Source organism: Methylotetracoccus oryzae (assembly GCF_006175985.1).
Lineage (GTDB): Bacteria > Pseudomonadota > Gammaproteobacteria > Methylococcales > Methylococcaceae > Methylotetracoccus > Methylotetracoccus oryzae.
This window is the reverse complement of record NZ_SRSH01000013.1, coordinates 119,369-132,019: the sequence shown is the minus strand read 5'-3', so window position 1 is coordinate 132,019 and position 12,651 is coordinate 119,369. Positions and strand designations below refer to the sequence as shown.

Here is a 12,651-nt window from a genome sequence, read left to right as displayed (position 1 = left end):
GCCGCGAAGCTGACGATGCGCTCAGGACCCCAGTGCAACGATGCGGGCCATCGCCAGCAGCCCCTTCAGGCGCCGACCGAGGCCGGGTGCGTGGCCGATGGGTTGTACCCCGGCCAGTTGCTCGCCGCGAGCCAGACGCTTGATCCGGTCCTTGACCGACGGATCCAGCTGCCCATCGGCTGCGAGTTCCATGAACAGTGCCTTGACGTTGCCCAGGTCGAAGAAGTCGCTCTGCCAGTTCCACTGGTAGTTGCCGCCGTAGCGGAACCAGGAGCCACCCAGACCGGCCACCTGATACGGAGTGCCATCAGGGCGCTTGACCGGGGCGACCTGGCGCCAAAAGCCGACGACTTCGCCCTGCTGTTCGTCGATCAGGATCCTGTCGTAGGGGTATTGCCACTCCTCGAAGCCCTTCATGTGCACGCCCAGAGCCCACTCCTCGATCTGCCGGCGACCCCGCGCGACGAATTCCTGATTGGGTCCCATGTTCCAGCGATACTCGGCGTCCTCGGTGTACATCGCACCGAGGTTCTTGATCCAGTCGCCCTCCTTTTCCGACTGGCGGTTGGCTGACAGCCAGCGTTCGACCATGGCTTCGAGTTCTCGGCGGGGATAGGCAGGCATATGAGCGTTCCGGGTCTGGCAGTTAATTCAGGGGACAAGCAGTCCGCGCGATCGTGCGGTGGCTCAGCTAGGCCCTTTGGCGTGCTTTTCGATCTTGCGCATCTCCACCGGAGATACGCGGCCCTTGGTTGACACCTTGTCGTAGACCTCGTCAAAGGCTTGCGTGCACAGCGGCAACTGCGCCCGCAATCGGTCGTAAGCGGTGTGATCGAACATGCGGCGGAAGGCATCGCGGGATAACATCGTTGTCGCGTACAGCGCCTGATACCCATGCTGGTCGATCACGAAGCTTTCCAGCTGCGGTAGCGCTCTCCGGTTGTCGAAACCTGGCCGATAGCTGCTGCCGTACACTCCGACATCGACATAGAGTTCGTCATGGGAACCGTCGCCGCGCGGACAGGGCTGGACGAACCCGGTGTGCCGGGCGTCGGCGTAAATGGCCATTGGCGACAACCAAAGCGGGTAAATCCCATAATGCTCGTCGAGATACTCGATGGATGCCTTCAGCGTCGCCATCGGCATCAGCAGATCCTGTATCACGTGCAGCCGCTCGCGCAGACGCCGGGTCGTCTCGGTCTCGGTATATTTCAGTAGCGATACCCGCGGTGGCAGCGTCCAGCCCAGCAGCCACCGGAATACCGGGTGGTCGCCAAACGGGATGATCTCCTCCATGGTCCAGAAATAGCTGCGCGTATGGCGGTGGTAATACTGCCGCAGCGGCACGTACTCGACGCCTTCGGTATCCCGCGCCAAAAAGCGCTGAACGTGGCGGTAGAACCAGGGCTGGTACCAGCGCCCGATCGCGTTGACCCGCCCGTCGGGCGCGATCTCGTCGGTGAGCGTGCCGCGCATGATCACGGCGGAGTCCCGATCGTAAACGAGTCCTTCGACGAAGTCGTGAGCCTCGGGGGCGCGGCTTGCTTCTTCAAAGGCGGCGACGAGTTCGTCCAGGCCACGTACCGGCTGGTAGTGCAACCGGACGTAACGGCGCGCCGGAATCAATTTCAGCGTTGCCGAAACCAGAAAGCCGAGCGTGCCGTGGCTCCACGGAATGGCATGGAATAGCTCGGCGTTCTCGACGGCACTGCAATGCAGGATCTGCCCATCGGCCGTAACGATCTCGTAAGCGATGCAGATGGACTGGAACAGACCGTACTTGTGGCTGCTGCTCTCGACGCCGAAGCCCATGATCAAGCCGCCGACCGTCAGGTCGTCCAGTTCCGGTACGACCGGCAGGGTCCAGCCCAGCGGCAACAGCGTGCGTGTCAGTTGTCCCATCGTGACCAGCGGCTCGACCCTGACCGTGCGATTCTGCCCATCTATCTCGAGGATGTCATAGAGACCGACATCGATCTTGCGGTGGGTCAGCTTGTAGCTGGGGACCAGTTCGCTCATCGTCTCCCAGCCTGAGCGCGCGGTGCACAGGCGTTGCTTGGCGCCGTCCGCCTTCCATGCCTCGATCTGGCGGACCACATTCTGCACCTTCGCTGCGTGCTGCGTCGGCGCGCTGCGCAGCTGGAACACGATACGGTTGCGGAGCGCCGCATAGGCGCCGTAGACGAGCGAAACCGGCAACAGCACGAGGACCGCGAAGAGGCCTCGATAGTGCGTCAGGATATGCTCGAAAAGCCCGGGATTCGGGCTCTCGATGGCAGGCGGGTGTTGTTGCTCGTGCGTCGCCATTACGGCACCTCGTCATCCAGCGCGATGTGGATGGCCTGCGTCGGGCAATACTTCGCCGCTGCCCGCGCTTTTTCGAGCAGTTCGAGCTCGCAATGGGTCTGCAGCACGGTCAGTTTGCCGCTGTCGTCCATGTGGAAGACCTCCGGTGCCTCGGCCATGCAGTTGCCGTGGCCCTTGCATAGGTCCATGTCGACGGCGATCCGGAAGCCCTGCCTTTTCGTCGATTCCGCTGCGGCCGTGAGATTCGGGGTCCGGGTCGCACTCCGGGTCATCTCGCGGCGACGGTAGCGGATCGGGCAGGGCGAGCCTGGCTCCACGACCATTTTCGTATAGTCGTCCCGATACGCTTCGGGCGGGTTGGCGAGCTCGAATTCGTAACGGCGCAGCAGCACGCAGAAGATCGCCTTGATCTGGAACAGGGCGAAGGCGTTACCCGAACACTTGTGGCGCCCGCCACCGAAAGCCTGCCACGCGAACAGGTCTTTGTCCTCGGCCCGATCCGGCAGATAGCGGTCGGGATCGAAGACTTCGGGGTTCGGGAACAGCTCGGCGATACGATGCGTCACGGATGGCGCGGCGCAGACGAATTTACCGGCCGGGATCAGGTAATCCTTGACCTGGAAATCCTTCATCACCTTGCGCATCAGGATGATCAGCGGCGGATGCAGTCGCAGCACTTCCTTGATGACGTTTTCGAGCCGCGGTACCTGCCGTAGCGACTCGAAGGTTACCGGGCCGTCCGGGCCGAAAAGCGCGTCGATCTCGGCAACGACCTTCTTCATCTCCTCCGGGTGGCGCAGCAACTCGATCAAGATCCAGGCGGTGGTTCCGGAACTCGTGTGATGCCCCGCGAAGATGGCTGCCACCAGCATGCCCGTGATCTCGTGTGGGCTTAGCGGCGTGCCGTCCTCGTAGCGCGCATCGATCAGCGTCTGGAACACGTTCGTGCTCTCGATGCCCTTGCGCGCCCGTTTCTCCATGATGTCCGTGACCAGTTTCTGAAGTCGCGCGCGTGCCTTGTCGCGCCGTCGGAACACCGGCATCGGCAGGTTCGGGAAAACGTAGGCGATCGGCTGGATCCCGTGCTCGAGATCGTGGTAGATCTCCGCAAACTCCGCATTCAGTTCGTGGCGGAACTCGGAGCCGAGCAGGCAGTGGCTGGAGGTGTAAATTGTCAGTTCCTTGGTGAACTCGAGCAGATCGGTCTGGCCCGCTTCCCCCCAGGTCTTCAAGAGTCCCTCGACTTCATCGACGATCACGTCGGAGTAGGTCCGCATCGGCTTGTCGCGGAGCGCCGGCATCAGCATCTGTAACTGCTGGTTCTTGCGTGCGATCGGCGCATCGAACACGACGCCCTTGCCGAAGATCGGCGTCATGATTTTATAGGCCGGCCCCTGGTCCAGCACTTCGTCCGGTGCGCGGTAGAACGCCTCGCTGGCATCCCGCCCGGTCAGCAAGACCATGTCCTGATGAAACATCTTGAACTCGGCTACATCGCCGAGCTTGGCCCGCAGGTCCATCATGAACGCGTGCGGATTCTTGCCGAACTGGTGGATGTGTCCGATCAGGGGAAGAGCGCCGCCCAGCCTCGGTGGGGGCTTCAATGCGTTTTGAGCCATGGGTTTTCCTGTGAGCGATGCGTGACGAACCGGGCGTAGGGCGCCGGCCACGGATGGCCGGATTGCTGTGCTGCGACGCGTCGCGGTGCGTAACGGATGTTTGGTGTGAGAGATGACCCGGGTGCCGCTACTGTTTTTCGGCGGATCCGAACACGGATGCGACGATGCGGCTGAAAAAGCTGCCTTTGTCGTTCCGTCGCTCACGCGCGGCTGCCAAGGCTTTGGCGATCTCCTTCTTCACGTTCAGGTCGGACAGCCGATTCTCGTCGCGAATCGGGGCGCGGTCCGCCTTTTCCAGGTAGGCCAGCGCCTTCTCGTACTCGCCGCGGTCCAGCAGATAGTCGCCGTAGAAAAAGTTCGAGTCGATGCCATCCGGGCTCAGTTTCAGCGCAGCCTCGAAGTAGTGCCGCCCCTGATCCTCGTCGCCGAATGAGATAGGCCAGCCCGGAAGGCGATAGTAGAGGTTGCCGAGCGTAATGTAGGCCGCGCCGCTCCTGGCTTTGGGATCGATGTCGATCGATTTCACCAGCAGATCGCGCGCCTGACTGACCTTGCTCAGTGCGCCGAGGCCGACGTCCGAGGCCGCATAGGTGCAGAGTACGATGGCTTCGAGGATCAGCGGATCGGCTTGACCGGGATGCTGGGCAACCAACGCCTTCACTCGCGGCAGGAAAGCTTCGAAACGGGTCGCCCGCTGCTTCTCCGGAACGACGTAGAAAATTTCGCCCCACTCGTTCCAGAGGCTTTGCACGGTATCGCTCGTTGCGGCCGGGCCGACTGCGTGCGACGGAATCGAGCCGCCGAGAAAGAAAGCCATTGCGGCCAAGACTTTGAGCAGGGGATTCAAGGGCGGTCCTTCTTTGAGGTTCTTGCGTCCGAAACGTCGTCATTCTAGCAATTCCGTGCTGAATTGACTGCGTGCCGCATGCCGTAACCGTACGTAAATGCCTTGCGGATGGGCGTCAGGCTTCTTTACAGTGGGCGTCCGAACCGTTCCTGTTGCCGCTAGGCGCACGCCTCAAATAGCTTTCAAGTCATTGGCTGAGCGAGAATTCCGGTTGCTTTCTCAGGCGATGAGGGGGTCAGGCATATTCAATGCTTGAAGACCGAGGCAATCGTGCGCTCGCCCCTGGGACGCGATGCCGAACTCAACGCCTCTGACCACCCGCTGAGAATCTTCCATGGCATTCTGCTCTTTTCTGCTTCCGCTTCGTGTTCGCACAGCCGGTGTGGGCTTTGCGCTGCCTCGGCTGTGTGCCGGGCTTGCAGGAGGTGTCGCCGCAGTGTGGCTGCTGATGGGCCCGGGGGTTGCGTCGGCCACACAAGCAGCGCCCGGGTCTTTAGCCGCGGCGGTCGACTCCGAGTCGCGCCGCGGACTCATCCTCCAGCCGTTACGCCAGGCAATCGAAGTGAGCGACGTCGAGATCGATGGTCCGGGAGGGAGCCAGACGGTGACACTGTACCGGCCGCATGCATTCCAGCGTCACGCGCCGGCGATCGTTTTCCTGCCAGGCCTGATGGCACCCGTCGACCAATACGACAGCTACGCTCGTGCGCTGGCCGCAGAAGGCTTCCTCGTGGCCGCACACGAATGGTACTCGCCGCTTACGTCCGATATCGAATTGGCGCGTGAAGCGCACATCATCGCGGACTGGTTGGTCGACACACTGCGCGCCGATCCCGCACGTATCGGCATCGCAGGACATTCGATGGGAGGCAAGGACGCCATCCTCGCAGCCGTGGCGCTCGGCGGCTTCTCCAGCGTCGTTGCGATCGACCCCGATGATGCCGGAGAGCTTTCTGTCGTCCACGGACAGATCGCCGCGCTGCGCGCGCCCTTGCTGCTGATCGGTGCGGAGGTGGCATGGAAGGCAGCGAGCATCTGCGCCCCCATGGAAACCAATTACCTGCGCTTCTTCGAGCATGCGCCGGCCGGAACGGTGGAATTGACCTTGCGGGGTGCCGACCATGTCCAAATGCTGGACGAGCCAGATCGTTTCGGGTACGGCATCTGCCGCGTTGGTACCGCGGACTCACGGCAGGTCCACGATACCGCGCTGTCCGCGACTGTTGGATTTTTCGTCCAGCATCTGAAAGGCGGGCCTGTTCTCACGACGTTGCCGGAGGTCCGGGGCGTGATCCGCGTAGCCCAGGCTCAGCGATTCTCCCGGTCCTAGCAGCACTCGGGCCCGTGTCCGGGATTCTCTCCGGCAAGCCACGGCGGGTTTTGGTTGACGGGAAGTCTGCCAGGGCGGTAAACGGCCCGGCCCATCGGATTCGTTCTGTGCTCGGCAACGGGCACACCCGCGGTTGCAGGTGCGTTAGGCCATCGAAAAGTTGAATGCATGGCCCAGCGCACCAAGCGTGCCCAAGCCGATGCTGGTCTTGTCGAATGCCAGATACAGCGGCTGTGCCGCGACGGGTCGGTATTTCTGGCGGTGCAGTGCCTTGGAATCCAGTTGGAAAAGATGTCGGGCCATCCTGTAGATCAGGCGGCACGACCGTTCCGAGAGGTTTGAGAAGCCGCTGACTTCCCCCAGATCGTGGGCTGGCGCCGGGCCGAAACTGGCGTAGGTGCAGTTCTCGCCGGCGAGGGTCTCGAGCACGTGAGCGACCAGCGATTCGGAGGTGCCCACGGGCGCCTGCGGTGCCCAAAGGATATGTTCGAGCAGATATCCGTTCAGATTTTCCAACCGCAATGTCGACAGCAGACCGACGACCCTGTCGCCGACTTTGCCGCAAAACCAGCGTGTCGTCGTCGGCGATCGAAAGAGATCGATGTGTGCCCAGAAGGTCTGGAGCCCCCCGCGATTCATCAGCCAGCAATGGACCAGATCGTTCATCTGTCGCTCAAGCTGGGGACTATGTCCATCTTCGAACGGCCGATACTCGGTTACCTCCATGCCCGCGCGCCGGGCGCGCTTGAGTTTCTTGCGCAATTCCTTGTATCCCGGTGCCGTCACGCTATTGCTGGGATCGAGGACCTGCTCGACGCCGAACTCCACCAGGCCACAGCCCGTCGCTCGCAGATATTCCGCCGTGCCGGCTCCGACGACCGCAAACAGCGTATGTACGCCCTGTTCTCGGAAGTGGGTCCGGAAGGCTTCGACCAAAGCGGCCCGGTCCTCGGTTGCACAGACCGGGTCTCCTAGCGCAATTGCGTAGCGGCCCTGCCGTTTGTAACCGATCACTCCATCGATTCCGGCATCCCGAAAGTGCTGGCATCGCTCATCCAGCAGTACGTTGCTGGATGCGCTACCGAAACGAGAAACCAGGCGGGCGGTGACCGGGACGGGCAGCTCGATCGCCGCATCGCGTGCAGGGGGCCGTGTTGGAAACAGAAGAGCGGTTGCTGCCACATGTCGATTCAGGATGTCGGTAAATGAGATGCTCATGGCCGCAGGATCCTTGTTCTGGTTGGATATCTTCCGGCCGAAGTATAGAAGTCCAACTTGGATCTGCAGGGCCACGGGCCTCGGCCCGGGCGGTTGACCGGCTTGAGCCCCAGCAAGCGTGGCTTGGGCTATCAAGGATGCGGCATCGTCATGCGACAGCCCCAAACGAATAAAGGCCAGGGGCGTACCACGCCCCTGGCCTTTCTCCTGGCAGGCTGTTCCGGCGCCTCACGGCGCCGGTAAGCTCACGCTTTAGAAGCGGCGACCGCCGCCGAAGCCGCTGCGGCCCGCGCCACCGGCCGGGCGTTCCTCGCGAGGACGTGCTTCGTTCACGGTCAGATCGCGACCTTCGAAAGCCTTGCCATGCAGGGCGGAGATTGCCGAGCGCGCCTGCGCCTCGGTGCCCATTTCGACGAAACCGAAACCCTTCGAGCGGCCAGTCTCGCGATCCATGATGACGTTCGCGGACTCGACGGTACCGTGCTCCGCAAAGATCGCTTCAAGCTCACGGTTCGTGACGCTGTAGCTCAGATTGCCCACATACAATTTCTTGCTCATTAACAGGACTCCAAAAAAACAAACTACCGAAGTACGCCTGCCGCGATGATCGCGACAGCGGTTTGCAGCGTGGGCTTGAGGCTTACGATAACCACAGGACGTGCTGAGTTACACGCCACATGTGGCTTGGCAGGAGGAGGCGGGGCTAGCAGGTGCCAAGGGCATTGTCTGAAAGTAACGTTCCGGATCCTCGTGGCGAAGACCGATTCTTGCGCCGCGACAAACGGCGTCAACCATAGGCCTATTTTCGGCGCTTGTCCACAAACTTTTTTGGCTGTGTCCTCATCCCTGCTGTGAGCGCGAAGCGGCTCACCGGCCCGTCTACACTCGCCAAGAAGACGCGCTGTGTTCCTGTCCGCATGCCCTTGATGCGTTATGCTTGATTCAGTTGGCGTGAAGGAAGGTCAGCTTCCAGGCTCCGGACGCGGCCCCCGTTTAAATCGCAACGATCCCTCTGAGCGTGCATCAGTTCGTGGCAATCCACCCGCCCACCAGCCGTTTCACACTACCCCTTTGGGTGATCCTCATCCTGTTTGCCGTCTTCGTTGGCTGCTTTCAGCTCTACGTGCAGGCCGAGAAGGAGATCGATCACGTCAACGACTTGCGCCACTCGTCTCTGCAACTTTCCAACGAGTTGCGCCACGCATCGGACGATCTTTCGCGGCTGGCGCGCAGTTATGTGATTACGGGCCAGCCCGCCTACAAGACCGCCTATCAGCAGATTCTGTTCAGTCGCGACGGCAGGCTCCCACCGACCGTCGGTGATCCAGACTCCGACCCGCGTCGGGTCGGACAGATTGGGACGACGTCGGATTCCGACCCGCGGGTACCGATGCCCTTGTTGGATCGGCTACGCCAGGTCGGACTGAGCGTCGACGAAGTGCTAAAGCTCCAAGACGCCAAAATCAAATCGGACGCGCTCGCCGCGATGGAAGGCGAAGCGATGCGGCTTGCCGAGACGATCGGGAGTGACGCTGACGCCAAGCACGTTCTGGCCCGGTCCATGTTGTTCGGCGAGTCCTATGAGCGTGCCAGGGCGGCGATCATGGGGCCCATCAGCGAGTTCCACGAGCACCTGGAAACCCGCACATCGAACATAGTGCAGGCGTCGATGGAGCGCGCCTTGTCCATGCGGTATCTGGTTATCGCGTTTGGTCTGGTTCTGGTGGTGGTCGTCTGGTTGAGCTACCGGCGACTGCGGCGAACGTTGGGCGGTTCGGTCGACGCGGTTCACGCATTGATTGCGAAAATTCGGGTCGGGGATTTTTCGGCGAGCGATGCAGTCGGGGATGTCGCTGCCGACACTGTCCTGGGTTGGCTTTCCGAGACGCACCGTGCGCTCGGGCAGCTCGAGGCCGAGCGGCGAGCCACGGAGGGGAAGCTGCGGCAAGCCGTGACGCGTTACGAAAAAATGCTCGGCACGACGAGCGATGGCTTCTGGCTGGTCGATGCGACGACCGGCCAGCTGCTCGATGTGAATGAGGCAGCGGAGCGGATGAGCGGCTATCGCCGCGAGGAGTTGCTGGCGATGCGGATCGTCGACCTCGACATCGACCATTCCAGTCGCGCTGTCGTCGATCGCAGCAGCGCGATCATCGGGGAAGGCGGTCAGTTGTTCGAAACCCGTCACCGGCGCCGCGACGGCTCCATCATCGACGTCGAAGTCAGCGCGACCTATGACCCCGACACGCATACCTTCATTTCGTTTCTGCGCGGCATTACCGAGCGCAAGGCTGCCGAGGCGGCTCTCCGGGATCGCGTGGCACTGCGGGAACAACTGCAGAGTATCGCCAATGCCGTACCCGGCGTCGTCTATGCGTTCGAGATCGCTCCGGACGGAAGGACGCGACTACCCTACGCGAGTCCGAAGCTTGTCGACGTCTTCGGAATCTCGCCGGAGATGGCCGCAAGCAGTGCAAATCCGCTGTTCGCGCTGATCCATGCCGATGACATCGAAGGTGTCCATGCCAGCATTGCCGAATCGGCGCGATCGTTGACCCCGTGGTCTGCCGAATGGCGGATCCGACATCCCGAGAAGGGATGGGTCTGGATCGAGGCAGTCTCGACGCCCACGGCGCAGCCTGATGGCTTTGTCTTGTGGCATGGGTTCATGCACGACGTCACCGCGCGCAGGGCGGCCGACGAAGCGGCGCGTCGGGAGCGGGAATTCCGGGAGACGCTGATCGAATCGATTCCCGGCGTCTTCTACGCGCTCGACGCCACAGGCCGCTTTCTGTTCTGGAACGTAGAAATGGAACGGGTCAGCGAACGCAGTGCGCAGGAGTTCCAAGGGCTTAACGCGCTCACGTTGTTTGACGGCACTGACGCCGCGCGAGTGGGAGAGCGTATCCGGGAAGTGTTCGAAAGCGGCCGGAGCACGGTGGAGGCAGAACTCGTGGCGAAAGGCGGTCGCCGCACCCCCTACTACTTCACAGGCATCCGTGTCGAGCAGGCTGGCCAGACGATTCTGATCGGCACCGGCATCGACATCAGCGAGCGCAAGCGGGCGGAGCAGGAACTGGAGCGCTATCGCTATCACCTCGAAGAACTGGTCCGGGCCCGGACAACGGAACTCGAGGAACTCAATCGCCGACTCAGCATGAGCGATCAGCGCCTCAGCGCCATGTTCGCCATGAGCCAGCAAGCGGCCGAGATGTCGGAGGCGGAACTGCTGCGGCACGGGATCGACGAGGCGGTGCGACTGACCGGCAGTGCGATCGGCTACCTGCATTTCCTCAGCGAGGATCAGGAAACCATTCGCCTGATTACCTGGTCGTCGAGCACGATGCAGGTCTGCACCGCCGCCTTCGATGACCACTACCCGGTTAGCCAGGCAGGCGTTTGGGCCGATACGGTTCGCGTCAAGAAACCCGTGATTCAAAATGACTACGAGAGTCTGCCCCATCGGCGCGGCTACCCCGAGGGGCATACGAAGATGTTCCGTCATCTGGGGGTTCCCGTTCTCGAGCACGGACGGGTTTGCATGTTGATCGGCGTCGGCAACAAACCCAGTGACTACGATGAGTCCGATGTGCGCGAACTGCAGTTGATCGGTAACGATCTCTGGCGCATTTACACCCGTCGTCGGGCCGAAATCCTGCTGGAGGAAGCCAAGATCGAAGCCGAGGCCGCCAATCGGGCAAAGAGTGCCTTTCTGGCCAATATGAGTCACGAGATCCGCACGCCGATGAACGCGATTCTCGGGCTCGGTTCGTTGCTGCGGCTGGATCCGTTGACGCCAACTCAAGCCGACCGGCTGGGAAAGATCGAGACCGCGGCGAACCACCTGATGAGTTTGCTGAACGACATCCTCGACCTTTCCAAGATCGAGGCCGAGCGGCTGGTGCTGGAAGACATGGATTTTGCGCTGGCCGGGGTCATGGAGCAGACGCGGGCGCTAATTGCCGAAGCGGCGCGCGCCAAGGGGTTGATGGTGACGATCGAAGGTGAAGCCCTGCCGCTACGAGTGCGGGGTGACCCGACCCGGCTGCGCCAGGTCCTGCTGAACTACGCCGGGAACGCGGTCAAGTTCACGGAGCGCGGCTCGATCGTACTGCGTGCGCGACTACTGGAACAGACCGCTGCCGATGTGCTCGTGCGGTTTGAGGTAGTGGATACCGGGCCAGGCGTCGATCCGGCCCAGGCCGACCGATTGTTCGACGCTTTCGAGCAGGCCGATACGTCCACGACGCGTCGCCACGGGGGGACCGGGCTTGGCTTGGCCATCACGCGGCGCCTGGCGGCTTTGATGGGTGGCGAGACGGGTGTCGACAGCGTGCCGGGGCAAGGCAGCACGTTCTGGTTGACTGCGCGCCTCGAGCGAGCGCGGGACGCGGCAGCCGCGGAGTCGGTTGTCTTGGAATCGCCTTCGGCCTTCGAGGATTCCTCAGTGTTGGGTTATGGCGGTGCCCGCATCCTGCTGGCCGAGGACAATCCGCTGAACCGCGAAGTCGTTCTTGCACTGCTGCAGCAAAGCAATCTCGTCGTCGATGTCGCCGAAAACGGCGCCCTGGCCTTCGAGCAGGCGCGAACGTGGCGCTACGACCTGATCCTGATGGACATGCAGATGCCGGTCATGGATGGTCTCGAGGCGTGCCGCCGCATCCGCCTGTTACCGGAATATGCAAGCGTTCCGATTCTGGCGCTGACTGCCAATGCCTTCGGTGAGGACCGTGTTGCTTGCCTCGCTGCCGGCATGAATGAACATCTGGTCAAGCCGGTCTCGCCGGAAGCACTGCATGCCGCATTGCGGCGATGGCTGCCGTCGGCGCGGTTCGCTGGACCGCACAACTCCGGTCTCGCGGCCGTTGGAAGTGCCGAGCCCGGGGCCGCCTTGGAGTTACCGGAGATCGACGGCCTCGACACGGACCTTGGCTTGCAATACTCCGGTCAACGAATTGCCCGATACTACCGTGTGTTGCGATTGTTCGCCGGTGAACAACCGGCCGTCGCCGCAAGCCTGGAAGGCGCCGTCGATGCCCATGACTCCGAGGCTGCCCGGCAGATCGCGCATCAGCTCAAGGGTAGTGCCGGTGCGGTCGGAGCGACCGCCCTGCAAGCGCTTGCCGCCGACCTGGAAGCGGCCGCAAAGCGGGGCGCGTCACCGGCGGAAATCCAGTCTTGCGCGGAAGCCGTTGCCCGCTGTTATGCAACGTTGGCCGAGGCCATCCAGGATGCCGGGATTTAGGTCTGCCTTGCATCGATCATCATCCGCTGGCAGGCCCGACGGGTGCCTGCGGACACTGATGCCTGTCGCGATCGGGCAGTAACCC

8 protein-coding genes are annotated in these 12,651 nt (G+C 62.3%); 2 read left to right on the top strand and 6 right to left on the bottom strand.

Annotated elements, in window-relative coordinates; genetic code table 11:
* Positions 1–21: 21 nt before the first annotated feature.
* From BWR02_RS14170 to BWR02_RS14155, 4 genes are all read right to left on the bottom strand, one after another.
* A complete protein-coding gene (locus BWR02_RS14170) occupies positions 22–624 on the bottom strand; it encodes a nuclear transport factor 2 family protein (RefSeq protein ID WP_139558598.1) in 603 nt (200 codons plus the stop codon).
* Positions 625–687: 63 nt separating this feature from the next.
* Positions 688–2,307, bottom strand: a complete 1,620-nt coding sequence (locus BWR02_RS14165; protein ID WP_139558597.1) for an FAD-binding oxidoreductase — start codon at positions 2,305–2,307, stop codon at positions 688–690.
* The gene (locus BWR02_RS14160) at positions 2,307–3,926 is read right to left on the bottom strand and encodes a cytochrome P450 (RefSeq protein ID WP_139558596.1); all 1,620 of its coding nucleotides are present in this window, start codon (positions 3,924–3,926) and stop codon (positions 2,307–2,309) included. Before BWR02_RS14160 ends, BWR02_RS14165 begins: the two co-directional genes overlap by 1 nt.
* A gap of 127 nt (positions 3,927–4,053) precedes the next feature.
* Positions 4,054–4,773 (bottom strand): tetratricopeptide repeat protein, encoded by a 720-nt coding sequence (locus tag BWR02_RS14155; protein ID WP_129882687.1) that lies wholly within the window; start codon positions 4,771–4,773, stop codon positions 4,054–4,056.
* A 562-nt stretch (positions 4,774–5,335) separates the two neighbouring features.
* Here BWR02_RS14155 and BWR02_RS14150 point away from each other — a divergent pair.
* Positions 5,336–6,103, top strand: coding sequence for an alpha/beta hydrolase family protein (locus BWR02_RS14150; RefSeq protein WP_162560169.1), 768 nt, complete (start codon positions 5,336–5,338; stop codon positions 6,101–6,103).
* Between the two features lie 144 nt (positions 6,104–6,247).
* Here BWR02_RS14150 and BWR02_RS14145 read toward each other — a convergent pair whose 3' ends face one another.
* The gene (locus tag BWR02_RS14145; RefSeq protein WP_139558594.1) at positions 6,248–7,321 is read right to left on the bottom strand and encodes a phosphatidylglycerol lysyltransferase domain-containing protein; all 1,074 of its coding nucleotides are present in this window, start codon (positions 7,319–7,321) and stop codon (positions 6,248–6,250) included.
* Positions 7,322–7,573: 252 nt separating this feature from the next.
* Positions 7,574–7,879: an RNA-binding regulator gene (gene rbp, locus BWR02_RS14140; RefSeq protein WP_129882690.1), complete on the bottom strand. Its 306-nt coding sequence runs from the start codon at positions 7,877–7,879 to the stop codon at positions 7,574–7,576.
* 460 nt (positions 7,880–8,339) lie between these two features.
* Between rbp and BWR02_RS14135 the strand changes: the two genes are divergently transcribed.
* The gene (locus tag BWR02_RS14135) at positions 8,340–12,566 is read left to right on the top strand and encodes a PAS domain S-box protein (protein WP_139558593.1); all 4,227 of its coding nucleotides are present in this window, start codon (positions 8,340–8,342) and stop codon (positions 12,564–12,566) included.
* Positions 12,567–12,651: the final 85 nt, after the last annotated feature.